This window comes from Roseibium sp. SCP14 (genome assembly GCF_040329475.1).
In the GTDB taxonomy this organism is placed as follows: domain Bacteria; phylum Pseudomonadota; class Alphaproteobacteria; order Rhizobiales; family Stappiaceae; genus Roseibium.
In genome coordinates this window covers 13,368-39,028 of record NZ_JBDZYH010000004.1, presented here as the reverse complement: position 1 = coordinate 39,028, position 25,661 = coordinate 13,368, and the positions used below count along the sequence as shown (strand labels likewise).

The following is a 25,661-nucleotide window of genomic DNA, read 5'->3' as shown; positions in this document are numbered from 1 at the left end:
CCACACGCACCAAGGCGCCGCGCAGTTACGCGACGCCTTGTCATTTAAGATGCACCTAAAGCCGAGATTAAAGGAGCAGATCGGCATTCCCCAGAGCCTGCAACTGCTCGGCAATGCCCCCGTTATCCATGATAACGGTGTTCCAGTCAGCGGCCATCAGATTGGAAATCGACAGATCTTCCGCCTGCAGATTTTCAAAAAGATAGCCATGTCCGCCATTGTTCTGCACGGTAATCAGAAGATCGGCACCGACCTCCTCGATGAGAACGTCGGAGACGGAAAGACTGCCGAAATCCAGAATATCTTCCGACGGGTCGAAGTTCTGAATGGCGAACATTCGGCCCCAGTCCCATTTGACCTCCACTGTGTCCGGCCCGGATTGCAAAATGATGTCCTCGGAACCATCCAACGGTATCCCGGGTTTATCCGGCGTGCCCGGATCTTCAGGAGTGACCGGCTCATCCGGATCGGTATCCGGAAGCACGCCGATGCCGTCGCGAACCTGATATCCGTCGGTCGTTTCACCTGCTGGCGCCTCAGGCGTCAGAAGCCCCGCCCTTGATACAAGCGATACGTCTTCCTGATCGACACCAAAGGGGACTTCCAGATTGTCCTCCATGACCTGGTCGTGGTGGAATTCCAGGTTGCCTGGCACAAGATCCGACTTGCTGATGCCGGTGAACGTGAAACTCTGTCCGCTTGGCAGGGAGCTGATCACCAACCCTTCCGAAGTATCCTCGACATTCAGTCGCTCTCGAGTACCGAAATAGAGGAAACTGATCTTTTGCGTTGCCGGATCAAAATCGTCGATGACCTGGCTTTGGCCGTATTCATGCGAACGAATGTAGACAGTATCGGCATCCCGCGGTCCGATCCCGGTCTCCCACGAGAGAATACCGCCGAGATCCTGCCGCAGATGCTCATTGCCGACGACGCCGAAATTCTCGATCGACAGTTCCGACACTTCCACGCCTTGCAGGATCAGCATGTCGGGACCCCAGGGATTGTCGATGACTGGTTCTCCATCAGGTGTCATCGTCAGAATGAGGCCATGAACGGATGCATTGCCGAAGTCGATTTCATCAGTTGCGGGATTGAAACCGACAATGTCATCGGTGCCGTAATCTGCTGACCAGACCACCCCGCCCCGGTCACTTGCACCTGCAGGCACAGGCGGGTTGGACCCGTCCGTGTCGTAGACGATATCAAAACCGCCCGTCCCCGGTGTCACGACGGTTTGCCCGAGAAGACCGGCAACCTCGTTCAAGGCGCTGTCTTCGGCGACCATGAAATTGTTCATCGTGAGATCGCTTAGGGAAACTCCGGTCAACACAGTCTCGCTGACCAGTTCCCCGGAAGGCGTCGTCACGGAGATGGTCAATCCCGCTGATGTGTCGACAACATCCAGACTGTCTGCGGTCACGCCGCTTTCCAAATGCACCATATCCGTTGCCGGGTTGAAATTGTCGACCACACGGGACGGACTGTCCGGAGAGATCATGATCATTTGCGACCCGACCGGTGTTCCCGGATCCTCCGGCTCAACCGGGTCGGTTCCACCCTCATCGGCAGAACCGACCTGAGACAGAATTTCCTGACCGGTGTCGGCATTCATGATCGTGAAGTTGGCAGGTGAGAGATCGTCCAGGGAAACACCTTGCAAAGTGACGGTCTGGTTGTTCGATGCCATGGAAAAGACGACAGATCCGTCCACTTCGGAAACATCGATCGCTTCCGGCCCGAACCAGTCGACGAAGATCGTGTCGTTTTGCGGGTCGAAGTCGGCGAAGGTACGGTTTGTGCCCCAGGCCCAGGTGATCACGACTGTTGCCGTTGCAGCCGTAACCCCCGCAGTCCCGTTCCAACTGTCAGGACTGGGCTGCGGCACCGGAGTGTCCGGAACGTCGGGTGTATCCGGCTCATCGGGCGTATCCGGTTCGTCCGGAGTATCGGGGTCGCCTGGCGTGTCAGGCTCATCTGGAGTATCGGGTTCATCCGGAGTGCCGGGCTCGTCGGGCACTGTCGAACCGTCACCGATCAGCGCAAAAATCTCTTCAGCTGCCCCCGCATCCAGGATGGTGAAATTCGCTTTGCCGAGATCAGCGAGCTGAACGCCGGCCAACGTCGTTGTCTGACTGTTGGAGGGAACCGCGAACACCACACCCGCCGCTGTTTGGGTTACGTCAAGATCGGCTGCTCCAATCCAATCAATGAATATCGTGTCCGCTTCCGGATCAAAACCGTCGACGACATCATCTTCGCCCCAGGCCCAGGTGATCACAACATCCGCGGTTGTTTCATCGACATCTGCAGTGCCGTTGCCGTCATCGCCTCCAGGCGAGCCACCCGGATCAGGAGTATCTCCACCGGGCGTCCCCAGTCCCTCATCCCCTGTCAGTCGATCCTCGAAATAGCTGATCATGTCCGCGCTCGATGGAGACTCATAACCTCCAAACTGATCGATATACTGAAGAATCGATGTACCGTATTCGTCCGTGCTGACAGCTCCGCTCTGAAGCAGAGAAGCCGTGCCCCATGCACCGCGCAAATGGGCTGCTGCAAGGATTCCGGTCAGCGTCAGCTCAACCGTGACCGTCTGGCCGTTTTGAACATAACTTGCTTCCTGGCCAATAAAGTCGCTGAGCGACTTCCCGCTGCCGGCAAGCTGGGTTTCCAGCACCTGAAGATTGTATCCGAACGCCTCCTGGATCGCGACGGTCTGGGCTTCCTTGGTCATGAACTCTTCCAGTGAATTCACGCCGTTTTTGCCGGTCCACGTTCCGTCCCAGGTATTTGTAGATGCCCCATTTCCGTAAAAGACATCATCGTCGTAGTAACCCAGGTCAATGAGGAGAGCTTCACCGAACTGATACCCGACGAAGCCAAGAGAATTCATTGACCGATAGGCCATGGCTTCCCATTCGGAGTCGCTCAACTCCGACCAGCTGGCGTAACTCGGAAAATGGTCTTCGACCGGACCACCTGCCCATTGGTCCAGCTGCCAGTCCTGAATAATACCCGCATCATAACGCTCCCGGTCCCAACCCGATTCGAAAGCCAGAAGTGCCCCTAAAAAGTCTTCAAACGTTCCCGTCATGGTTATCCCACCTATCTTGAACAGAATCACTCAAGATTAGAAAGGAACAGCGACTGAAAATTGGACGTAAAATTAAATATTAGAGACCATATTGTGGCAAGAAACACAATTTGACCAAATTTATACTTGGAATGCAAAGTACTCTTACAAAACACACGAAATATAGATTTATTCCCGTATCGAGTGAAAATATTTGTTAAAAATGACAAGGTGTCACTCGAACTTCAACCGAAAGTGCGGCCTTGCTTCGTCTCCCTCGGCGTTTCGCCAAACTGCTTTTTGTAGGCAACAGAGAACCTGCCGAAGTGGCGGTGCCCGGATCTGTCTGCTATTTCCGCAATTGAATGATTGCCGTTGTCAGAGAGCAGCAGGTGCCTGGCAAACTTCATTCTGGCTCTTTGAAGATACTGGATTGGACTGCAACCGAGTTCCTTTTTGAAGATTATCTGAAGATTGCGGGGTGTTGTACCCGCATGCCCGCAAATCTCCAGGAGGCTGATGTCCTCATCAAGCCGCTCATGCATGAGCGACAAGGCGCGCTTCAGTATCGCCGGAGCAGCTCCGCTGTCACCGCGCTCAAGAAGGGGCGAGATCGTGTTCGGCTGACTGTTGAGCAGCGACATGACCAGCCCTTCTTCAAGATACTGCTGTCGCTGATCCAAGGTCCTGAATGAGTTGCCCTCTTCAGCCGCACGGAAGACGCCTCTCAGCGCCTGAGTCCAGCCTTCACCCTCGGACTTTTCCAGATTGAAATCCGGTCTGAACCGAACCTTTCCAACCGACCGACCAGCCATTCTGGTGGCAATCTCCTGCATGTAGGACTGTTCGATCTGCAACAGCATTTGTTCACAGCCCGCATGCCAGCGCATGGAGGTGTGACGGTCCGGATTAAGGATCGCGCCCATCTTCGGCGTCGAGAAAACCGACTGACAGCCGTTCTCGATCCGAGCGGAGCCGGCAATCGGAATCTGGATCAGGAAAAATTCGGAAAGTTCTCCCGGTTCAATCGTTACATCGGCACCGTATCGGATGTAGTTGAGCGAAACACGGCAACCATCGACCCTGTTCTGGCGCGCATCAAACCGGTCACTTGAGGACATGCGCTCCAGTCGGTGGCTACAGAAATGCCGCGCAACGATCTCCCTCGCTTCGTCAACATCGGCCGTTTCGAAGCGACTGAACTGATTGAGCGGAGATCTGCTTGCTGCCTGAACCACCATTCTGGAAGGATGCCGTCCAATTAAAACGCAATCAAGCCGCAGTGGCCCCGGATTGCGTCATTTTACTGCACCCGGCCAATAAATTTCGCTTTCTGGATAAAACAATTCGTCCTGACCGGCTTAGCCTTTTTTCTCATAAACGCAGTCAACGCGATCCATGAGGAGGGGAAACCAATGCAAAACGGAGCCGGCATAACCACGGCACAGGCAGGTCTCGACAACGTCAGCTGGAATGTTGTCGGTCATACCTACACACCCAAGGTCCATAGCACCAACGCCTTCATCTGGCATGCAGTCGTCCCGGCTGAAACGTTTGTGCCGCCACACATTCACCCGACACAGGACGAGTGGATCGTCATGCTGGAAGGAGAACTCGAAGTGGAAATGGGAGGTCAGGTCCACAAAGCAAAGGCGGGCGACACAGTCCGTATGCCGATGGGCGAAGCACACGGCATTTTCAATCGTTCCGGAAAGACTGCGACCTGTGTCTTCGGAGTTGCTCCCGCGCGCAAGCTGTTCGACCTCTTCGGCGCGCTTGACGGCGTGACCGATCCAGAAGAACTGGTCAGACTGTCCGCACTCCATGAAGTCGATTTCCTCCCTCCTCCCGATCAGGCCTGATCGAGCGGTTCATCAACGAGGAAACAAGACTATGACGAAACGGAAGACTGTCGCCGTAATCGGCGGCGGCGTGAGCGGTCTTGCGGCGGCGAAAGCTTTTGACGAACGTGGCCATCGTGTCTTCGGCTTTGAAAGAAGCCACGATTTCGGCGGCGTCTGGGAGCTTTCCCGATCCTATCCGGATGTGCAGACCCAATCGCCAAAGGATCTTTACAGATACACGGACTTGCCCATGCCGGACGACTATCCGGAATGGCCGAAGGGGCCTCAGGTTCATGCCTACCTTCATTCTTATGCCGCCAAACACAAACTGGCGCGGCTGTTTCAGTTGAACACAAATGTGGTCTCGATGGACCGCAGGCAGGATGGTAATCCAGGCTGGACGCTGACACTCGAAGCAGCCGGGAAAAGCTGGACCCAGGATTTTGACTTTGTCGCGATCTGTACGGGTCAGTTTTCGGACAAGAACATCATCTCTCATCCCGGCCAGGATGAGTTTGAAGCCGCCGGCGGTGCGGTCATGCACAGTTCCGAATACACCGACAGTGCGACTGCGAAGGGCAAGAATATCGTTGTCCTGGGTGGTTCAAAATCGGCAACGGATATCGTCGTCAATGCGGCGAAGAACGGCGCCAGATCCGTAACGCTTGTCTACCGGGAGCCGGTCTGGCGCGTGCCTTACTTTGTCGGTGGCATCAACTTCAAACGTCTACTCTACATGCGCGCGCAGGAGCAGCAGTTCAACGGCTGGAATCCATCGCCTCTGGCGAAAATTGCACAAACTGTCTTCAAGCCATTGATCTGGGCCAATTTTCGCGGTCTTGAGGCGTTGCTCAAGTTTCAGCTCAAGTTGAAAAAGTGGGACATGGTGCCTGATGTTCCAATCGAAAAGGATGCTTCCTGTTCGTTACCGATCGTGACGCCCGGGCTTTTCGAAGGGTTTGAAGGCGGCTCTATCAAACCGATCAGAGGAACGATCGATCATTATGAAGACGGCCACGCAGTGCTGACGACGGGAGATCGCATCCCGTGTGATCTTTCCATTCTGGCGGTCGGCTGGAAACTCGGCGTGCCTTATCTGGCGAAAGAGTACCTGGAAAAGTTGATCGAATCCGATGGCCAATATCGTGTCTATCGCCTGGCAGTGAACCCGGATCTCCCGGATATGGGATTTGTCGGCTTCAACTCCAGCTTCTGCACGATCTTGTCGGCCGAAATGATCGCCAACTGGCTGGTTCGCTACGCAGACGGACAATTGGCCAATCAACCGAGCGTCAAAGAGATGCGCGAGAACATCGACACGATGCTGGAATGGCGCAGAAAGGAACGTCCGGCGGCCAAGGTCTATGGTGGACTGTGTTCAGCCCCGTTCCATTTCCGGCACTTCGACGAACTGCTCACCGATATGGGGGCGACCAGAAACAAGCGGTCGAACCCACTGGCTGAACAGTTCTCCTATCCCAACGCAGATGCATTTGGAGAATTCCTCGCGAGCACTCCCCAATACGCGGCGGGATAAGGGAAAGAAAAAGCCAGTCGGCCTGTAAGCCGGGTTCTGTATGGCCCGCTCGCGCGGACGTGACAGCCATTCATCTGGGGCGTCTGTTGCCAGACGCCTCTCGCAACCAACCCGGACAGCTGGCCCGGAAACCGGCCTGGGCCAGGATTGCTCCTTGCCCGCGCTGTCCCTATTCGGTCTTGCTCCCGGTGGGGTTTACCGTGCCGCTGCTGTTACCAGTAGCGCGGTGGGCTTTTACCCCACCCTTTCACCCTTACCCCAGCAAGCTGGGGCGGTTTGCTTTCTGTGGCACTTTCCCTAAGGTCGCCCTCGCCGGGTGTTACCCGGCACCGTGTTTCCAAGGAGCCCGGACTTTCCTCCCCCGCGGCCTTTCGGCACTTGCGGCAGCGGCTGTCCGGCCGACTGGCGCTAGCGGACTTAAGAGGCTTTGCTCTTTAGGTCAAGCAACTGCAGCCTTCAAGCTCCTGTTTCCATGGGATCTTATGCCGCTTTCAGAATTCGGTAGGCCAGATCAGGCACAACCCGGTGCAAAGCAAAAAGAAAAGGAACTCGCCCCAACCGGATCTCATCCTGACGCCTTGCGAGACCGGTAATGATTTTCTGAGCTGCCTCGAAAGCCGACAACGCCTTGTCTCCTTTGCCCGCGGCCATGCGCGTCACGATCAGATCGGGAACAACTTCCGTCACCCCGACTGCCGTGCCTTCCAGCTGATATCGAAGTGCTCTGGCAAAATTTGAAAGACCTGCCTTGGAAGCACAATAGACCGGAGCCGATTTCTTCGGGACCCGTGCAAGCGCTGATGAGATCACAACTACACGGGCCTCGGCGGCCTGCTTGAGCAATGGCAAGAGCTCAATGGTCAGTTCGATCGGCGCCAGCAGGTTGACCAGCAGCTCCGTCTCAATACGCTCAATCGGCGTGCAGTTATTGGCAAAATCGTAAGCGAACTGAAGAGCTGCGTTGTGAACAAGTAGATCCACCGGTTGCTCAAGTTCGTGAACAGCAGCCAGAAAGCACCGCCGTCCCTCCGGTGATGCAAGATCGGCACAGACCGTGATTACATCCCGATGACATTCCTGAACTTCATCCAGTGCGCTTTGTGTTCGCCCGCAGATAATGAGTCGATACCCCTGCTCGCTGAACAGCCGGGTGAGCTCCCGTCCAAGACCGATCGCACCGCCTGTCAGAACAACTGTCTTCTTTTCCGGCATCCCAAGTGTCTCCAAAACTGAATTTGGTGTCATCATCAGGACTGGAGCGGAGGATCGCATTAACCCGGGTTAAGAAGTGTTCCGCGCGGCGCGTCTGCCACGAATTCTGGAAAGCGCCACCGGCGTGATGCCGAGATAGGAGGCGATGTGGTACTGTGGCAGTCGCGGAGATACGCTGGCAAAGTCCTTCAGAAACGCTTCGTAGCGTTTGGTCGCGTCGTCCAGCAAGAAAGACGCTTCCCGCTGTTCCTTCTGCAGTGCCAGTCTGACGATGAAGCCGTTGATGATCCGCTCCCATCGGAAATCGTCTGCCCTCAAACTTCGAACCAGGTCCATCGGCAGACAGACAAGCAACGTTTCTTCCAGGCTTTCGGTAAAGAAGGGCGATGGTTCGGATTGGAGAAAGGAGGAGAGACAGGTCACGACGCTACCTTTCGTGACGAAGTTCTTGTTGAACTCCCGACCATCCGGGGTCACGTAGAAATAGCGCACCAAACCGGAAATGATGAAGTAAAGATCCTCCAGCCGGTCTCCTGCCGCAAACAGGATTTCTCCCGGTTCAACCCGCTTCACCCGAGCCTGGCCGAAAATAGGCTGCATATCCAGCTCCTGGCTGCCACTCAGCAGCTGAAGACGATCGCAGAACGCCCGTACAATCTGGCTTTTTTCCTCAAGGTCACAGTCGATCACATCTGCCTCGCAGCATAGTTGAAGGTTCCTCTGCCGGACAAAATTCTCTGTCGACCTTTGCGAACCTATCCGGCCCAAGGGGATACCGACAAGGGATTGATCGATCACAGTCCTGGTTCGGGTTCACAAGCCAAGTGCGGCTCATGTCGGAGCAACACTCCGCCGACAATCACCCACATTCGTGACAGGTGTCCCCCATCCGTGGTCCCCGATGGCGTTCCACCTTTGCTGGCAACCACCGCATCGCACGAACTTCATTTTCCTTGAAGCCGATAACGCATTATCGTCAACCTCTAAGCATGAGATTCGGGGGAGGCGCTCATGAAACAGGCGATCAAGGCGGAAGAAGCTGCGGAGCTTATTCCCGACGGTGCAACACTTCTCATTGGCGGTTTCATGGGGGTGGGAACACCGCAACGCATCATTGATGCCATTGTCGCCAAGGGAACCAGAAACCTGACCATCGTTGCCAACGACACCGCCATGCCGGGCCGCGGCATCGGCAAACTGATTTCCGCGGACTGTATCTCGAAAGTCGTTGCCTCTCACATCGGTCTCAATCCTGAAACACAGCAGAAGATGATCTCCGGTGAGATCGAAGTCGATCTCGTGCCTCAGGGAACGCTGGTGGAACGGATCAGGGCTGCCGGCGTCGGTTTGGGCGGCATCCTGACACCAACCGGTATCGGCACCCTGATTGAAGACGGTAAGGAGCGGATCACTGTTGACGGACGGGACTTTCTACTGGAAACGCCCATTCACGGTGACTTTGCGCTGATCGCATCCTATCGCGCCGACTATGTCGGCAATCTGGAGTACTCCCTGACGGCGCACAATTTCAATCCGGTCATGGCACTTGCCGGAAAGACCGTTATTGCCGAACCGCACTCAATCGTGCCCATCGGCGTCATTTCACCCGACAGCGTGAAGACCCCCGGAATCCTGGTGGATCATCTTTTGGAGAGACAGCCCGATGGAAGCTAAGGAAATCATCGCTCGCCGTGTAGCCCAGGAAATCGAACCGAATACCCTGGTCAATCTCGGCATCGGCTTGCCCTCCATGGTTGCCAATTATCTGCCCAGGGAAGTTCATGTCTTCTTCCAGGCCGAAAACGGCGTCATTGGCCTGGGTGCCCGCCCTCCAGAAGGCATGGAAGACCCGGACCTGACCGATGCAGGCGGTGGGTTCATTACGGCTGTTCCTGGCGCCGCTTCCATCGACAGCGCCATGAGTTTCGGTCTGATCCGGGGTGGACATCTGGACATGACCGTCCTCGGCGGCCTTCAGGTCGATGAACGCGGTTATCTCGCCAACTGGATGATCCCCGGCAAGATGGTTCCCGGAATGGGAGGCGCCATGGACCTTGTTGCGGGCGCCAAGCACGTCGTCGTGGCAATGGTTCATACTGCCAAAGGCAAACCAAAAATCCTGCGCGAATGCGAGTTGCCACTTACAGCACGGCGCAGGGTCAGTCTGATCGTGACGGAAATGGCGGTAATTGAACCTGTCGACGACGGGTTGCTGTTGCGCGAGATCGGGCCCGACATCACGATTGACGATGTCATTTCAGCCACCGAAGCCAATCTGATCATCCGGGGAGAAGTTCCCAGAATGCGTCTCTAACAAGACCGCGAAACAGGTTGTATTGCGGGACCGGCAGCGACGCCCCCGGTTTCCTTCAAAAGGTTGCTCAGAGTATCGACACCCTGGGCGATCTGCTCCGGTGAGGCATCGGCAAATCCCACGATCAGTCCTGATTTGCGACCTTCTCCAAGATAGCAGTTACTGAGTGGAGACACGGCAAACCCGTGCAACTGCATCCGTTTTGCCAAAGCAACATCATCAACCGCCTCTCTGAATATCGTTGTCACTTGCACGTTGCCGGTCGGAATGTCGACCTGTACCCGGTTCCCCAACCGCTGCTGCATCGTATCGACAAGCAATGTGCCTCGCTCTTCATAGATCTGGCGGATTTGCTTCAGATGTTTCTGATAGCTGCCGCTGTCCATGAACTGGGCAAGCGCCGCTTGGGCCTGGACATTTGCCGCACAGCCCATATTGCGCATGAACTGGGTCAGCGGGTCGACCAGTTTCGAAGGCACGACGCAGTAAGCGATGCGCAGGCCCGGCATGAGGCTTTTTGAGAAGGTTCCGAGGTAAATCACCCTCCCCTCTTCCGCCAGACCGTACAAGGCGGCTACCGGACGCCCGGAAAAGAGAAACTCACTGTCGTAGTCATCTTCCAGGATGGTTGCCCCGCTGGTGCCGGCAGTTTCCAGAAGCGCCAGTCGCCGCGTCAGCGGCATGCGCACCCCAAGCGGATATTGATGGGAAGGCGTCACATATATCAGCTTGGGCGAATGGTCCGACAGGTCCATGGCCGCAGCGTTAGCTCCTTGTTCGTCAACGACAAGTGGACGGATCGCCAGACCTGCCGCGTGGAATGCAGTCTTTGCCCCGAGGTAACCGGGGTCTTCCAGCCAGGCCACGTCACCCTGGTCCGCAAGTACCAGTGACAAAAGAGACAAGCTGGCCTGCATGGAACTGGTTATAAGGATCTGATCAGGTTCTGCCCGAACACCCCGTTCGGCTGCAAGATGAAGTGACAGTTGCCGTTTCAACGAAGGCATACCGGTGTAGTTCTGGTACTGAAGGTCCGGGCTTCTCTCCAACCGTGCTGCCCGGCGCAGGCAACGTGCCCAGTTCTCGTATGGGAAACAATCCAGCGCAGGTGCACCTGGTTGCAATGCTCCATGACGAAATGCCCACCCATCGCCGCGCAGATTGAAGGACATAGCCATGCCCCGAGACGAGAGACTGGGCCCTTCTGGTAGTTGAAACCGCTCGGAGATTGTTCCCTCGGGTGGCAGCCCTTCGGTAATCCTGGGCGCCGCACCGGTCCGCAACGAGACAATTCCCTCGGCCTGCAGCAGGTCATAGGCAGCGTTCACCGTGTTCCTGCCAACGCCGAGCATAGCCGCCAACCGACGCGTTGAGGGCAGGCGGGTGCCGGAAGAAAGCAGCCCCTTGCGGACGGCTTCTCGAAAGCCGCGATAAATCTGTTCAGCAAGCGAAACACCGCTGCTTCTGTTCAGGGAAAGAATGCCCTCAGGAAAAACTGGTTCTTTCATTTTATGAAAACCGGATCTTTTACAGATCCAATTTATCGCGCAAATATTCCCGAAACAAGATCAAAACAATAAGGAGACAGAAATGTCCTCTCTAGAGAAGCGGCAGGCCGCCGATTTGCCGAAATATGCGAAAATCAGGCAGATGAACCGCGGTAGCTACGACCAGTCACTCGTTCATGAGATTCTGGACGCCGGATTGGTCGCTCACTGCGGCTTTGTGCATGAAGGCCGCCCCATGGTGATCCCGATGGCCTATGCCCGTATCGGCAACAAGCTCTACATTCACGGAGCCAGCACTACGCGGATCATCAAGAACAACAAGGACGGTGTCCCCGCCAGCCTGACCGTGACGCTGGTTGACGGCATAGTTGTCGCGCGTTCGGCTTTTCATCATTCGATGAACTATCGTTGCGTGATCGTTCACGGTACGGCGCGATTGGTAACCAACCCGGAGGAAGAAGTTGTCGCCCTCGCCGCCATCACGGATCACCTTTTGCCAGGAAGGTGGGAAGAATGCAGAGAAATGCTGCCGAAAGAACACAAGGCAACCGGTGTCCTTGTGCTTGAGATCGAACATGCCAGCACCAAGGTGCGAACAGGTGGTCCGGTGGATGACGAGGAAGATCTCGGATCAGAGATATGGGCCGGAGTGGTGCCGGTCGTCACCGCACTGGGGCAACCTTTTACGGCAGCCGATGTTCCCGAAAACACCCCTGTGCCGGCATCCGTACCTGCTGCAAGCAAGAAGTTTGCCTGAAGGATCGGCGTCATTCAGAAACAAAAAACCCCGCTGAAACTTCAACGGGGTTTTTCTGGCCACGACCTGACCGCCCTGAATCGAGCCTTAGCTCGAAGCGAGAATTCGTTTTACCTTGGTGCAGTAGCGACGGCTGATTGGGTTCATGCGCTTGGCATAGTGGCCAGCATTGTAGCGCAGGATTGTTCCGCACAGATCGCCACCAGCGCGCTTGTGAGCACCGGCGAGATACTTCATGCCCCATTCCAGGTTGGTCTCCGGGTCATACAGACCTTTTGTAGAACCGCGGTAGCCGATGCCACGAGCCGTTGCCGGCTTGATCTGCATGAGACCGACTTCACCGGCGCGACCACGAGCACTCGGATTGAAGTTGCTCTCAACTTCAACAACTGCCTTGGCAATCTTGACCGGAACACCGTGTTTCGCTGCAGCCTTTCGGATCAGCTTGGCATAATCTTGCTTGCTCGAAGGAGTGCTCTTTGCCTTTGCTGTCTGCTTCGTCGCCTTTGGCTTGGCTTTAGCAACAGACTTTGACTTGGGCTTGGGCTTGGCGGTCGACTTCGCCTTTGCAGTCGATTTCGACTTTGATTTTGACTTTGCCGCTGTCTTCTTTTTGGTGCTGGACGACTTCGCTTCTTTTTTCGTGTCTTTTTTGTCGGTGTCCAGAATGTGCAGGACGGGAGCGGATCCGGATCCCACTGTTTCTTTGGCGGCGGCAGCCTCGGTGCCCTTTTCCTTCTTCTTGTCCGTTTCGATGACGTGCAGGATCGGATCAGATCCTGAACCCACTGCCATCGCGGCAGGTGTCATGACGGTTGTTGCATAAGCGAAAAGGCACAGCGCTCCAGTAAGTTTCACGGATGACCGTAACATTCAGTCCAGCCCTTTATTGTTTCGTTGCAGTTGAAATCTGGGGCGGAGAAATGCCGGAGCTATGGGACAAAATTTGGCGCCAACTAATCACGAATTATTTCAATTTATTTCAGTATTTTACCGTGAATCGGTATCAGAATTCGGCAGTTCCTGTAGTTTGTGACTGAAAGTTGCCCCCAATCAGGCATATTTCCGGCTTTCCAGGGAAAGTCTGTGACCGACCTGAATTTTTGGTAATGCGTGGGAAGGCACTTTGGAACAGCTCTCGCTTACCCTCGCGAGCGCTCTTTGAAAAAATGCAATCTGGAAAAAGCCGTCAGGAAAATTCAGTCCGACAACGAGGGAAGTTTTCGAAGGAGTGCATTCAGCGTCTCGATTGTCGACTGATCGACGACACCGTCCACTTTCTCCGGCCGGAAGTGACGTTGAAAGGCCGTTACGGCATTGCGTGTCTGCTGATCAAACGAGCCCGTTATTTCCACCTCGTATCCGTAAAGACCGAGCATGGACTGAACCGCCTCCACAGGTTGGCCGCGATCCCCTTCCTGCATGAAGAGACCGGTACCGATCGGAAATGGTTCCACATAAAGACCGATCCCGGCTTCCGACAACTTGTCCCAGGGAAACAACTCGCCCGGATCTTCCTTTCGGTCCGGAGCAATGTCCGAGTGACCGAGAATCCTCCAGGGAGCAATGCCGTGGCGATTACAAATGTCGCTGACTAGAGCGATGACCGCTTCAATCTGGACTTCCGGAAAGGGCCGGTAACCGAATTCGTGCCCCGGGTTGACAATTTCAACTCCTATGGAACGGGAGTTGATGTCTGCCTCGCCCTTCCAAAAGCTGCGTCCCGCATGCCAAGCACGCCTTGCCTCGGGAACGCACTGCAAGATCGTCCCATCCTCATGAACGAGGTAATGCGCGGAAACCTCCGCACGCGGATCGCACAATCGCTGCAACGCGGCTTCCGCAGTCTGCATACCGGTATAGTGAAGAACAACCGTGTCAATACCGGCCTTACCTGCCCGTTCACCATGATTGGGGGAAGGATGGACCCTCGCCTTAACCCCTGTATCGGTCGTGACGCTCATATGCCTCTTTCCACGCAAATTTTTGCCCAGGCGTCGTTGAGGGCAGCCAGCCGGTCATTTGCAATGCGGACAAATTCCTCAGGAACACCTCTGGCAATCAAACGGTCCGGATGGGTTTCCTGTACTTCGCGTCGATAGTGGGCCTTGAGCTCCTGGTCACTGGCCTCCGGGCCCAGACCGAGCACCTCATAGGGATTGCCGTTATCACGGACATGCCGGGCCAGGACCTTCGAAAACTCACGCTCCGTCAACCCGAAAAGCTCGGCAACGCGCGCAAGATAGGTAATTTCGCTCTCGTGAACGACTCCATCCGCCTTCGCGATGTGAAACAGACCATCGAGAATATCCAGTAAAGTCTTGTGATCGTATGGAAAGAGATCGGCCAGCTTCTTGGCATACACTTCAAAACCGGCAACGTCCTCTTGTGCCAGGTTAAACAGACGCGCAACGTTGCGCTCTTCTCGCGGCGGCACATCGAAAAGCTCTCGGAAGGCCAGAACTTCGTCCGTGGTGACAACACCATCCGCTTTAGCCATTTTTGCCGATAGGGCAATCATTGCGACAGTGAAGCCGACGGTGCTTGTCCCTTCCGGGCGCGCCAGAACTAGCTGGACAAGACGGTCAACGACTTGCGCACCGCCCGATCCAATCGCACTCACAATGCTGCCGATGCTGCTCCAGACGTTCACCAATCAACTCCCATGGGACCGGGTACTTGAGTCACCCAGCTCCACAAGTGCCAGATGAATCAATTGCATGTCTCACTCTTATCGACAGACGGAGGTTTTGGCCAGACGTCGCCGCTTTACGCAGCGTCTATATACCCTTAGCTGATATTCAAGCTAAATACACGTAAACAAAGAGTTTTTCCCTGCCACATGTACGCCATGATTCATGATGGCGAAAGGATTTGCTCTTAATTTGTAAAAACACGTATCTCTTATTGGTGTTTCGCCGGATGGCAGCTCCGCTTGCAAAAAGCAACGTTGTAATTTTTTTCATCTCCATGTCGCTGGTTCTGACGCTGGCGCTCGGGGTCTATGCAAGCAATCGACTGCTTACACACTGGCTTCTCGTGCGGGGACTGGAGAATGCCTTTCAGCCCTATGAGCAAAGTGCGCAGGAATTGCTGCAGGCACTTGTGCAAGAGCAAAACTCGCCGCCGCCACCGGAACTCTCCGGATTGCGGTTGTCAAACCCTCCAGCGGCCCGAGCGGACGTCGCGCCTGAGAAGCTGGAGCAATTCACGAAAAAGCTTCGCGACGGAATCGTTTCTTCACCCATACGAGATGCAACTGTGGTTTTCGCCACATCCGATGGAACATATCGCTTCGTTTTGCCCGAGGCGACGGCAACCAGCTGGTACCAGGAGGGGCTTCTTCAGTCGCGAAACACACTGGCGAACGCGATAAAGTCGCTGGAACACAACGAAACCTTCGTTGCCATACCAGACATGACCTGGCAGGGCCGTTTCGGCAACAACGCCATTGTCGCCTACCGACCAGATGGTGAAGGTTCAAAGCTTCCAGGGCTTCTGGTGCTTTCAAGTCAATCTCAGCTTCTGGCAGACCTGACCCCCTTGATCTGGTCGATCAGCGCCGCAATTGGAGGCCTCTGCCTGATCTCCATTTTCTTCGCAGCTGTACTTTTGTGGATGCGATTTCATGATCAGGTCAAAACAAATCAGAACATTCAGTTTCTTGCCCATCATGATACGTTGACCGGGCTGCCAAATCGGGCAGTCTTCAATGCCCGCCTCACCGAAGCGCTCCGGCTGGCCCAGGCGAAAGCATCGAACATCGGCGTGATGTTGATCGACGTCGACAAATTCAAGGAAATCAACGATACGCACGGGCACGGTACTGGGGACGTGTTTCTACAGATCGTTGGCGAACGACTGAAGGCTGTTTTCGGCAACCACCTGGTTGCACGTCTATCAGGTGACGAGTTTGCCGTTTTGCTGACAACGGTCTCCGATCCAGCTCGAATGACCCGTCTTGCCGCAGACATGATAGCGGCAACGGAGGCGACCTGCCTCATTGAAGGCAAGGACATCAAGATCTCGCTTTCTATCGGGCTTGCAAGAGCAACTGACGGCTCCTGGCGTGCTTCGCGCCTCCTCCACTGCGCCGACCTGGCTCTTTACCGGGCCAAACACAGCGGACGATCCACATTTGCCTGGTACACACCCAACCTGGATGCGGACGCGCAGAAGCGGAAGGAAGTGGAGAACGGACTTATCAAGGCGCTCAAGTTCGATCAGTTCAATCTTGTCTATCAGCCACAATATGCGCTCCGTGACGGCACCATGCGCGGCTACGAAGCTCTGATCCGCTGGGATCATCCGAGCAAAGGGACCATCAGGCCGGATATCTTCATTCCCGTGGCCGAAGATACCGGATTGATCGAGGAGATCGGAACCTGGGTGTTGAACCATGCCTGCCTTGAGGCTGCGTTGTGGGAAGACAAGAGCCGCAGGATTGCGGTGAACGTGTCACCTGCACAATTTGTGGCTGGCGAAACACAAAAAAGGGTCGCGCAGGCCCTTCAGAATTCTCACCTCGACCCGAAGCGTCTGGAAATCGAAATTACGGAAAGCCTGCTGATTTCCAATACCGATGCAGTCATCGAAACCCTGCGGCAGATTCACGACATGGGTGTTTCCATTGCCATGGACGATTTCGGCACCGGATATTCCTCGCTGAGCTACCTCAGCCTGTTTCCATTTGACAAGATCAAGATCGACAAGGCGTTCATTCAGAACCTGGGCAAGGATGCCAGCACCGACGCGATTGTAACTTCAATTGTCGGACTGGGGCGCTCGCTCGACGTCCAGATTACGGCGGAGGGAGTCGAGACTGAGGAGCAGGCTATTCTCCTGAGTGCTGCCGGGTGCGATCTTGTGCAGGGCTACATGTTCGGAAAACCGGATAGCGTCGCCCGTCACGAAGCAAACTATCCGGTCTTTCCACACAACACTTCAGGCGGCTACTGGTTTCCACAAAAACGCAACAACGGCAGAAGTTCTCCCAAAATCACGCTCGCTCCGAAACTTGCACAATACGCGACCCTGGTCGCCGCACCATCGGCAGCAGCGGCCAAAAAGGCATCCTCAGACTAGCTGGCCTCTTTTGTAAACGGCACTGAGCAAGACCGAAGGGTCTTTAACGAGCAATGCCAAGCGCTGCTGTTTCGGCTGCCGACTGCTGCCCCCGTTCGGCCTTTCGTTCTGAATACCGGTCCACCAGATAGTCCGATCGGCCACGCATCAGCAAAGTGAACTTCATCAGTTCCTCCATGACATCAACGACGCGATCATAAAGCGGCGACGGGAGCATGCGGCCATTGTCGTCAAACTCCTGATACGCCTTGGGCACCGAGGATTGATTGGGGATCGTCACCATCCGCATCCATCGACCGAGAACTCGCATCTGATTGACCGCGTTGAACGACTGCGACCCGCCGGACACCTGCAACAGGGCCAGGGTCTTCCCCTGTGTCGGGCGAATGGCTCCGGTGCTCAGTGGAATCCAGTCGATCTGCGACTTCATCACCCCCGTCATGGCACCATGGCGTTCCGGCGAGCACCAGACCTGAGCTTCAGACCAGGCACACAGGTCGCGAAGTTCCGCTACCTTTGGATGATCCGTGTCAGCGTCATCCGGCAACGGCAGGCCTGATGGATTGAAAACTCTGGTTTCAGCCCCGAAGGTTTTAAGCAATCGCTCGGCCTCAAGCACCAGAAAACGGCTGTATGAGCGCTCGCGCAAAGATCCGTAGAGAAGGAGTATCCGAGGTGGATGAGACAACTCGTCCGGTTCGAACAATCTCGAACGGGATATTGCCGTCAAATCAGTTGGGAAGACGTTACGCAGATCATTTCCCGCACAATCCAGATCAGACATCCGATGCCCCGGACTTCACCACTTCTCCGTCTTCCTTTGTGAAGGAGCCAATATCGGACGAAAGCAGTTCCATGACCTTTTCAGACGGACGGCACAGCCGGACACCTTTTTCCGACGCGACAATGGGCCGGTTGATGAGTATCGGATGTTCCATCATGAAATCGATAAGCTGATCGTCAGACCATTTGTCCTCGCCAAGTCCGAGTTCATCATAAGGTGTCCCCTTTTGGCGGAGCAAATCGCGAACGGAAACGTCCATTCGTTTGATCAGATCGACAAGCTCATCCCTGCTGGGAGGTTTCTTGAGGTATTCGATGACCGTCGGTTCTTCGCCGGATTTGCGGATCATTTCTAACGTGTTCCGGGAAGTGCCACACTTCGGATTGTGGTAGATCGTAATTGGCATTCGAGGCCCTGTCCTGTCAGTTATCTGAGACTTTGGGATTTTGTTGTTCAGGAAAACAGCAGATATCCGGATTGTTTCCACAGCAGTCTTCCATCAGAAAAGTCAGAAGGTTCCGCATTCTGTCATAGGCGACGGCGTAATGAATGTGCCGCCCTTCCCGTCGCGTTTGTAGCAACCCTGCCCGCTCCAGGGTCGTCAGATGAAACGACATCCGTGTCGGCTGTATATCGAGTTTTTCGGCAACAGCACCGGAAGGAAGTCCGTCCGGACCTTTCGTCATCAAGAGACGAAAAGCTGCCAGTCGATCTTCCTGTGCAAGCGCTCCAAGCGCGGCTACGGCATCCTGATCTTTCATATTTCGATAATACAAGAAATTTTGGATCATTCAATACAGCTCGAGGTCCAAATTACCGTTCCAACAGGATCGCGAGTGCCCTCACCTGCACAGGCGCTTTATGGAAGGTTGGACATAATGAGATTTTGAGTTGCTGCCGGTTGATTGTCGGACAGCAAACAAAGATGCACACGTTTCAAAGCGACGCCAGACCAATGTTTACATCGCAGCAGCGGCCCTCGCGGCCTGGTCGTAATTTCCTGATACGAGCCTGAGTGTTGCCGCAAGTCTGGAGAGCTCGCTCTCGTCAAGACCGAGCGCTTTCATGGGCTCGATCAGCAGAGCTTCTCGTAGCCGCCTGTATTCCATGCAGGCCTTTTCACCAGCTTCCGTTATCTCAGCTGTTTTTTCCTTGCCTCTGCGACCAGAGGCAATCAGCCCTGCTTTTTCAAGTTTTTTCAATGCATAAGTAACAGTGTGAGTATCTTCGATATTCAACACCAGACAGATATCGGAAAGTGTTTTTGCTCTCCCGCGATGATTGACGGAATGCAGCACCAAAACGTCCAGCGAGCCAAGTCCCTCCGACCCACTGGCAGCCATGCACCGCACCATCCAGCGATGGTAGGCGTTGACCATCATCGTGACCGCAAACTCAATCTCCGAAAGCGCCGGCATCGCCCCGGAAGCAAGATGAGCCGCCGATACGACCGGGCCGATGGACGCCTCACTTTTCGAGCTGGAATTATCCGACATTGTTGGGCCTCGCGAATTTGATCACCAAAAAAGCCTCAACAATTTATCGATAAAATGACAATTTGAAATCACTGTTTGATTCAATCTTCACACTGACAGAAGGATTGGCTAGCGTTCGCCCTACCAGTTTTGGAAAGGATTGCAGTCTTTGCAGCAGATCGGCAAAGGGAACCCGAAGAGCACGGTACCGATCCTCTTGATCGCCATATTGCTGGCAGCCGCTTTGCTCCGGTTCCATGATCTGGACAGGACGAGCCTATGGTACGACGAAGCCGTCAGCTGGAGCCAATCAAGAGGTTCGTTGGGCGACCTATTATCCGCAGTTGCCAAGGACAATTACCCTCCGCTTCACAACCTTGTCCTTTGGGTGACAATGCCTGTGCTCGGAGACAGTGAAACTGCACTGCGCATTCCCTCGGCGGCGTTGGGAGTCCTTGCAGTTTGGCTCACCTATCTCATCGGCAGGATGGTCGGAGGAAAATCTGTCGGGCTGCTGGCTGCAGCCCTGCTGGCGGTTTCGCCCTTTCACATTTGGTATTCCACTGAAGCCCGCATGTATTCGTTATTGGCTGCAACCGGGCTTGCTTTCCTACTCTCTCTGCTAAAAGTACTGGAAAGACCTTCGGCAAGTTGGCTTGTCACCCTCGCCCTGAGCGGAGCGCTGTTTCTCTACAGCCACATCTACGCCGTTCTAGCGTTTCTTGCTGTGGGTCTCACTTGTGCACTCTTCGTGTTGATCGACACGGTTCGAACGCGCAGTCTCAGTCAATTGAACGCCTTTCGCGCCTGCATTGCCATGGCAGTGAGCGCGATCTCCTTTTTTCCTTGGCTCGTCATTCTGACAAACCGGGCAAGGTCGGTTGCTGAAACCGGCTTCTGGATCGCCTATCCGGACGCAGCTTTTCTGAAAAGCATGGCCTTCAGTATTTCCGGTTCGCTTGCTCTCATCCTAGTTCTTGCTGGCCTGGCAGCCTTTTCGCTATCACGAGCAATGTTGCGAAAAGACGATGGAGAAATGGAAAATAGCCGATACCGGCGCACCCTACTGATCATCCTCGCCTTTACCATCGGCCCTCTGATACTCGCTTATCTCTACTCGGTTTTGGTTCAGCCAATCCTTTTTGACCGATATCTGATCGCCGCATGGCCAGGCTTGCTATTGCTTGCCGCTGAAGGCACCAACCGGCTTCCCTCGAGATTGGCCCCACTCGCCCTGTTGGCAGCAGCGCTGGTTTTCACATATCCGGAACTGAAGTTCACGCTGTTCAATAAGGTTCGGCCCGAATGGCGTGACATTGTTGCTGAGTATGAAAGCAGACGCACGTCCGATGACCACCTTATCCTTTACAAAGGATTTGCCGCGCCGGCACTTGCGTATTACCTGCGCGGATCCGGGAATTTTTCGGCCGCGAACAAGCTTGAAGATCTCGAAAACCTGAGCAGCACTCTTCCCTCAGCCACTCAATGGCTCCTGATCGTTCACAGCAACATGCACGAAACAGGACAAGCGCAAAACTCTTTCGGTGTTGATGAGACCAGCCTTGTAGCCCAGCACTTTGGCTGGGGCCCAAGCGGCCTCAAACTCCTGAGTAGAAGTGACACAAAGTAAGCTCCACTGGTCACGCCATCGCGGAAACCAGCAAAAACATTACTGCCCCTACAGCAATCACGCTCAGACCGATCAGCAGCTCCAGCAAGACGCCGGCGAGCAACGCGACGGCAACCAAAGCCACAAAGAGAACGGCAATCACAATCCAAAAGTCTGAGAAAAACAGATCGAACACAAAGCCGAACGCGTCAGACACGAAAGACGCTACCTTTTCCAATCTCCCACGATTCTTCCCGTTTGAATTTCCTGAAATCGTACCGACCCCGCCTCACCTGATCCCATCATCTCATATGGTCCTGAATTGAAAGGTCAAAAAGGGCTCGCTTTGCATTCGTTAAATTTTTCATCGACAATTTATCGATAAAATGTCAACATAATTCAATCACACCTGAAATCACCCGATTTCGCACATCTGATATTGAAGAATTCAACGCGGTAAGAACCGAAGGGGACAGCCATGACGGAGAAGTGGGACTTTTGGATCGACCGGGGCGGCACATTCACCGACATCGTAGGGCGTTCACCCGACGGAACGCTCCACCCCCACAAGGTTTTGTCGGAGAACCCGGAAGCCTATCGCGATGCTGCCATCCAGGGCATTCGCGAATTGCTGGGTGTCGAAAAAAGCGCTCCAATTCCTTCTGACAAGGTCGCAACGGTCAAGATGGGCACGACGGTCGCCACCAACGCGTTGCTGGAACGAAAAGGCGAACGCACGGCCCTCTTCATAACAAAGGGTTTCCGCGACGCCCTTGAAATCGGATATCAGGCGCGCCCGAAGATTTTTGCCAAGGAAATCATCAAGCCTGAATTGCTCTATGAGAGTGTTCACGAAATTTCCGAACGCGTACAAGCCGATGGCACCGTCGAAATTGCGCTGGATGAGAGCCAGGCCCGTAAGAACATGCAGGAAGCCTGGGATGCAGGGATCCGATCAATCGCAATTGTACTGATGCATGCGTATGCCTTTCCGGCACATGAAAAGACACTGAAGAAAATCGCCGAAGACGTCGGCTTCCCGCAAATCTCCGTTTCTCACGAAGTCTCGCCACTGATGAAGTTGGTTGGGCGAGGCGACACGACAATCGTCGATGCGTATCTCTCTCCGATCCTGCGGCGGTATGTGGATCAGGTTCAGGAAGAGCTTGGAGAAGGCCCACGCCTGATGTTCATGCAGTCGTCAGGTGGATTGACGGCTGCCGATCTGTTTCAGGGCAAGGACGCGATCCTGTCCGGGCCGGCCGGCGGCGTGGTCGGCGCTGTCGAAACTTCGCGCATGGCAGGATACGACAAGATTATCGGTTTCGATATGGGCGGGACATCGACAGATGTGTGCCATTTCGATGGTGATTATGAGCGCGCGTTCGAAACGGAAGTCGCGGGTGTGCGCATGCGTGCACCGATGATGATGATCCATACGGTTGCGGCTGGTGGTGGCTCCATACTGCACTATGCCGACGGCCGTTTTCAGGTCGGCCCCGATTCCGCGGGTGCAAATCCAGGCCCGGCCTGCTATCGGCGCGGCGGCCCCCTGACCGTGACGGACGCCAACCTGATGACCGGCAAACTCGCGCCTGAGTTTTTCCCGAAAATTTTTGGCCCCAATCAGGACCAGCCGCTCGATGGCGAAGTGGTGCGCAAGAAGTTCTCAGACCTCGCAGCCGAAATCGGAGACGGCCGATCTCCGGAAGAAGTCGCTGACGGTTTCCTGAAAATTGCCGTCGAGAACATGGCAAACGCCATCAAGAAGATCTCCGTTCAGCGGGGATACGACGTCACCGAATATGCCCTCACCTGCTTCGGTGGTGCAGGCGGTCAGACAGGCTGCCGCGTTGCCGATAGCCTGGGTATGAAGACCGTCATTCTTCATCCGTTCTCCGGAATTCTGTCCGCCTATGGTATGGGTCTTGCGGATATCCGTGCCGACCGTCAGCAGGCTGTGGTTAAAACACTGACCGATGAGCTGCTGCCGGAACTCGCATCTTTGCGGGATCAGCTGGCGGATTTGACGGAAGCAGAACTCGACAGGCAGGCCATTCCGGCAGACGCCCGCCGGACCACCGCGACCGCTCATCTGAGATACGATGGTACGGACACCCCCCTTCCAGTGCCGCTTGGCAGCGTCACGGAAATGCGCATGGCGTTCGAGGAAGCACACAAGAAGCAATTCGGCTTTGCCTATGACAACAAGCCCGTTGTTGTCGAAGCCCTTGAAGTTGAAACAGCAGGTGGCGGCGCCGGTCTGACCGAGCCCGATCTCAGCCTGCTCTCGCAAACGCCTCCTCCTGCAAAGTCAACACGCCTCTACTCCGAGGGTGTCTGGCACGAGGCCGGGATCTACAAAAGAGAGACACTGAAACCGGGAATGAAAGTGACGGGCCCTGCGGTCATCATCGAGCCCCATGCCACGATCGCAGTCGAAGACGGATGGCAGGCGGAGATCAACGCAAAGGATCACGTGATCCTGAAACGCGTTGTGCCGCTGAGGCGGGCCGATGCCATCGGCACACATGCTGACCCGGTCATGCTGGAAGTGTTCAACAACCTGTTCATGTCCATTGCAGAGCAAATGGGCGTGACACTGCAGAACACAGCCTATTCGGTCAACATCAAGGAAAGGCTCGACTTTTCCTGCGCCGTATTCGACGCAAATGGTGCACTGGTCGCCAACGCACCACACATGCCTGTCCACCTTGGTTCGATGGACCGCTCTGTGGAGACCATCATCAAGCTCAACGAAGGCAAGATCAAACCGGGCGACGTGTTTGCGTTGAACGCACCTTACAATGGAGGCACGCACCTGCCGGACATTACAGTGGTTTCCCCGGTCTTTGATGACGAAGGCAAAGACATCCTGTTCTGGTCTGCGTCTCGCGGTCACCACGCTGACGTTGGAGGCTCGGCTCCGGGTTCCATGACACCCCGTGCAACGAATGTCGATGAAGAAGGAGTTCTTTTCGACAACTTCAAGATCGTTGACCAGGGTCGTTTCTGCGAGGCGGAATTGGTCGAATTGCTGACCAAGCACCGCTATCCTGCCCGCAACCCTCATCAGAATGTTGCGGATCTCTCGGCACAGATCGCAGCGAACGAAAAGGGTATTCAGGAACTTCGCAAGATGGTCGCTCATTTCGGTCTGGATGTCGTTCAGGCTTATATGGGGCACGTGCAGGACAATGCGGAGGAAAGCGTCCGCCGCGTGATCGAAGCACTTAAGGACTCCGAGTACGAATATCCGACGGATCAGGGATCGGTGATCAAGGTCAAAATTTCGGTCGACAAGGAAAAACGGGAAGCAACGGTCGATTTCACCGGCACGTCCGGTGTGAAACCAAACAATTTCAACGCGCCCGAACCGGTGACCCGGGCGGCAATCCTCTATTGCTTCCGCGTGATGGTGGAGGGTGACATTCCGATGAATGCCGGATGCCTCAAGCCGATCAACATCGTCATTCCGGACGACTGCATGCTGCGCCCGTCCTATCCGGCGGCTGTTGTGGCAGGCAACGTCGAAACCTCGCAGCACGTCACCAATGCTGTATTTGCAGCGCTCGGTGCAATGGCCAATGCGCAGGGCACAATGAACAACCTCACATTCGGTAACGATACCTACCAGTATTATGAAACGATCTGCTCAGGATCTCCGGCCGGACCGGGCTTCAACGGTACCGACGGTGTTCATACGCACATGACAAACTCACGCCTGACCGATCCCGAAGTGCTCGAATTCCGGTTCCCGGTGCTCCTGGAGGACTTCCATATCCGCAAGGGCTCCGGCGGCAAGGGCAAATGGTCAGCCGGCGACGGCACCAGACGCACGCTGCGATTCCTGGAGAAAATGGATTGCGCAATTCTGGCCTCCCATCGCACCATTACGCCCAAAGGCATGGAAGGTGGCCGTGACGGCGAGCTTGGCCGCACGGAAGTTCGTCGCCTGGATGGCAGCATTCAGAAACTCGAAGGTTGCGATCAGACAATCCTGGAGGCCGGCGAAGCAGTCACTGTCATAACACCGACGGCCGGCGGATGGGGGCAAGCGTAGGTCTCGTCCGATAAATGCCGCCGTTAATGCAAATTGAAAGGCCGCACCATTGGTGCGGCTTTTTTGTCATTGGCCCCGCTGTGACACAAATTCTTTTCCGTTTCTTTCGACAAAACTATTGATAATTTCCACACGAAGAGGTTGAACTGCACGACAACACATCGTTCAGCTCGACACTTAAAGCTTTAAACAAGCGATCTGGAACGGACTCTTAACAGGAAAATACATCCCAGCCTCTGTGTCAGGGAGTATTCAGCTTTCTTCCATTCTGCGTTTCGCATTGATACAGACACAACCAGAAAGATAAAATCGCAGATTACTTTGTGTTCTGGAACGTGTAATTACGACCAGCGACCCTAGCCAATATCAAAATTTGTCAATAACTTTGCTTGAACTG

The 25,661-nt window shown here is 55.0% G+C and carries 21 protein-coding genes and 1 other RNA gene; 8 read left to right on the top strand and 14 right to left on the bottom strand.

Features of this window, described 5'->3' with window-relative positions; all coding sequences use genetic code 11:
- Nucleotides 1-67 precede the first annotated feature (67 nt).
- Both ABLQ08_RS17170 and ABLQ08_RS17165 read right to left on the bottom strand, forming a co-directional pair.
- Nucleotides 68-3,097: a hypothetical protein gene (locus tag ABLQ08_RS17170; protein ID WP_352944503.1), complete on the bottom strand. Its 3,030-nt coding sequence runs from the start codon at nt 3,095-3,097 to the stop codon at nt 68-70.
- A gap of 224 nt (nt 3,098-3,321) precedes the next feature.
- A complete protein-coding gene (locus tag ABLQ08_RS17165; protein ID WP_352944501.1) occupies nt 3,322-4,317 on the bottom strand; it encodes an AraC family transcriptional regulator in 996 nt (331 codons plus the stop codon).
- A 174-nt stretch (nt 4,318-4,491) separates the two neighbouring features.
- Between ABLQ08_RS17165 and ABLQ08_RS17160 the strand changes: the two genes are divergently transcribed.
- Both ABLQ08_RS17160 and ABLQ08_RS17155 read left to right on the top strand, forming a co-directional pair.
- The gene (locus ABLQ08_RS17160) at nt 4,492-4,938 is read left to right on the top strand and encodes a cupin domain-containing protein (protein WP_352944499.1); all 447 of its coding nucleotides are present in this window, start codon (nt 4,492-4,494) and stop codon (nt 4,936-4,938) included.
- 31 nt (nt 4,939-4,969) lie between these two features.
- The gene (locus tag ABLQ08_RS17155; protein ID WP_352944497.1) at nt 4,970-6,457 is read left to right on the top strand and encodes a flavin-containing monooxygenase; all 1,488 of its coding nucleotides are present in this window, start codon (nt 4,970-4,972) and stop codon (nt 6,455-6,457) included.
- A 9-nt stretch (nt 6,458-6,466) separates the two neighbouring features.
- Here the strand turns inward: ABLQ08_RS17155 and rnpB are convergent.
- The 3 genes from rnpB to ABLQ08_RS17140 form a co-directional block, all read right to left on the bottom strand.
- An RNA gene (gene rnpB, locus ABLQ08_RS17150) (RNase P RNA component class A) lies at nt 6,467-6,863 on the bottom strand.
- 74 nt (nt 6,864-6,937) lie between these two features.
- A complete protein-coding gene (locus ABLQ08_RS17145; protein WP_352944495.1) occupies nt 6,938-7,669 on the bottom strand; it encodes an SDR family NAD(P)-dependent oxidoreductase in 732 nt (243 codons plus the stop codon).
- A 69-nt stretch (nt 7,670-7,738) separates the two neighbouring features.
- Nucleotides 7,739-8,359: a Crp/Fnr family transcriptional regulator gene (locus ABLQ08_RS17140; protein ID WP_352944494.1), complete on the bottom strand. Its 621-nt coding sequence runs from the start codon at nt 8,357-8,359 to the stop codon at nt 7,739-7,741.
- Between the two features lie 321 nt (nt 8,360-8,680).
- Between ABLQ08_RS17140 and ABLQ08_RS17135 the strand changes: the two genes are divergently transcribed.
- Together ABLQ08_RS17135 and ABLQ08_RS17130 are read left to right on the top strand one after the other, a co-directional pair.
- Nucleotides 8,681-9,343, top strand: a complete 663-nt coding sequence (locus tag ABLQ08_RS17135; protein WP_352944492.1) for a CoA transferase subunit A — start codon at nt 8,681-8,683, stop codon at nt 9,341-9,343.
- The gene (locus tag ABLQ08_RS17130; RefSeq protein WP_352944490.1) at nt 9,333-9,983 is read left to right on the top strand and encodes a 3-oxoacid CoA-transferase subunit B; all 651 of its coding nucleotides are present in this window, start codon (nt 9,333-9,335) and stop codon (nt 9,981-9,983) included. The genes ABLQ08_RS17135 and ABLQ08_RS17130 overlap by 11 nt, the downstream gene beginning before the upstream one ends.
- Here the strand turns inward: ABLQ08_RS17130 and ABLQ08_RS17125 are convergent.
- Nucleotides 9,980-11,491, bottom strand: coding sequence for a PLP-dependent aminotransferase family protein (locus ABLQ08_RS17125; RefSeq protein ID WP_352944488.1), 1,512 nt, complete (start codon nt 11,489-11,491; stop codon nt 9,980-9,982). The genes ABLQ08_RS17130 and ABLQ08_RS17125 overlap by 4 nt on opposite strands.
- An 82-nt stretch (nt 11,492-11,573) precedes the next feature.
- Between ABLQ08_RS17125 and ABLQ08_RS17120 the strand changes: the two genes are divergently transcribed.
- Nucleotides 11,574-12,248: a pyridoxamine 5'-phosphate oxidase family protein gene (locus ABLQ08_RS17120; protein ID WP_352944486.1), complete on the top strand. Its 675-nt coding sequence runs from the start codon at nt 11,574-11,576 to the stop codon at nt 12,246-12,248.
- An 87-nt stretch (nt 12,249-12,335) separates the two neighbouring features.
- Here ABLQ08_RS17120 and ABLQ08_RS17115 read toward each other — a convergent pair whose 3' ends face one another.
- The 3 genes from ABLQ08_RS17115 to ABLQ08_RS17105 all read right to left on the bottom strand — a co-directional run bounded on the left by ABLQ08_RS17115 (nt 12,336) and on the right by ABLQ08_RS17105 (nt 14,901).
- Nucleotides 12,336-13,121 carry a lytic transglycosylase domain-containing protein gene (locus ABLQ08_RS17115; RefSeq protein WP_417714929.1) on the bottom strand — a complete coding sequence of 262 codons (786 nt, stop codon included), beginning with the start codon at nt 13,119-13,121 and terminating at the stop codon, nt 12,336-12,338.
- Between the two features lie 326 nt (nt 13,122-13,447).
- Entirely contained in the window at nt 13,448-14,212 is a 765-nt protein-coding gene (locus ABLQ08_RS17110; protein WP_352944484.1) for a peptidoglycan recognition protein family protein, read from the bottom strand.
- Nucleotides 14,209-14,901 carry a DnaJ family molecular chaperone gene (locus ABLQ08_RS17105; protein WP_352944482.1) on the bottom strand — a complete coding sequence of 231 codons (693 nt, stop codon included), beginning with the start codon at nt 14,899-14,901 and terminating at the stop codon, nt 14,209-14,211. The genes ABLQ08_RS17110 and ABLQ08_RS17105 overlap by 4 nt, the downstream gene beginning before the upstream one ends.
- A 269-nt stretch (nt 14,902-15,170) precedes the next feature.
- Here ABLQ08_RS17105 and ABLQ08_RS17100 point away from each other — a divergent pair, with 269 nt between their 5' ends.
- A complete protein-coding gene (locus tag ABLQ08_RS17100) occupies nt 15,171-17,333 on the top strand; it encodes a putative bifunctional diguanylate cyclase/phosphodiesterase (protein ID WP_352944480.1) in 2,163 nt (720 codons plus the stop codon).
- A 43-nt stretch (nt 17,334-17,376) separates the two neighbouring features.
- On the opposite strand, the gene arsH is transcribed toward ABLQ08_RS17100, so the two are convergent.
- The 4 genes from arsH to ABLQ08_RS17080 form a co-directional block, all read right to left on the bottom strand.
- Nucleotides 17,377-18,117 carry an arsenical resistance protein ArsH gene (arsH, locus tag ABLQ08_RS17095; RefSeq protein ID WP_352944479.1) on the bottom strand — a complete coding sequence of 247 codons (741 nt, stop codon included), beginning with the start codon at nt 18,115-18,117 and terminating at the stop codon, nt 17,377-17,379.
- A complete protein-coding gene (gene arsC, locus ABLQ08_RS17090) occupies nt 18,110-18,523 on the bottom strand; it encodes an arsenate reductase (glutaredoxin) (protein ID WP_352944477.1) in 414 nt (137 codons plus the stop codon). Before arsC ends, arsH begins: the two co-directional genes overlap by 8 nt.
- A 16-nt stretch (nt 18,524-18,539) precedes the next feature.
- A complete protein-coding gene (locus tag ABLQ08_RS17085) occupies nt 18,540-18,878 on the bottom strand; it encodes an ArsR/SmtB family transcription factor (protein WP_352944475.1) in 339 nt (112 codons plus the stop codon).
- Between the two features lie 198 nt (nt 18,879-19,076).
- Nucleotides 19,077-19,613 (bottom strand): winged helix DNA-binding protein, encoded by a 537-nt coding sequence (locus tag ABLQ08_RS17080; RefSeq protein ID WP_352944473.1) that lies wholly within the window; start codon nt 19,611-19,613, stop codon nt 19,077-19,079.
- A 139-nt stretch (nt 19,614-19,752) separates the two neighbouring features.
- On the opposite strand from ABLQ08_RS17080, the gene ABLQ08_RS17075 reads away from it, so the two are divergent.
- Entirely contained in the window at nt 19,753-21,222 is a 1,470-nt protein-coding gene (locus ABLQ08_RS17075; protein WP_352944471.1) for a glycosyltransferase family 39 protein, read from the top strand.
- A 10-nt stretch (nt 21,223-21,232) separates the two neighbouring features.
- Here ABLQ08_RS17075 and ABLQ08_RS17070 read toward each other — a convergent pair whose 3' ends face one another.
- Nucleotides 21,233-21,418, bottom strand: a complete 186-nt coding sequence (locus tag ABLQ08_RS17070; RefSeq protein ID WP_352944469.1) for a hypothetical protein — start codon at nt 21,416-21,418, stop codon at nt 21,233-21,235.
- 261 nt (nt 21,419-21,679) lie between these two features.
- Here ABLQ08_RS17070 and ABLQ08_RS17065 point away from each other — a divergent pair, with 261 nt between their 5' ends.
- Nucleotides 21,680-25,264, top strand: a complete 3,585-nt coding sequence (locus ABLQ08_RS17065; protein ID WP_352944467.1) for a hydantoinase B/oxoprolinase family protein — start codon at nt 21,680-21,682, stop codon at nt 25,262-25,264.
- The last annotated feature ends 397 nt before the right edge of the window (nt 25,265-25,661 follow it).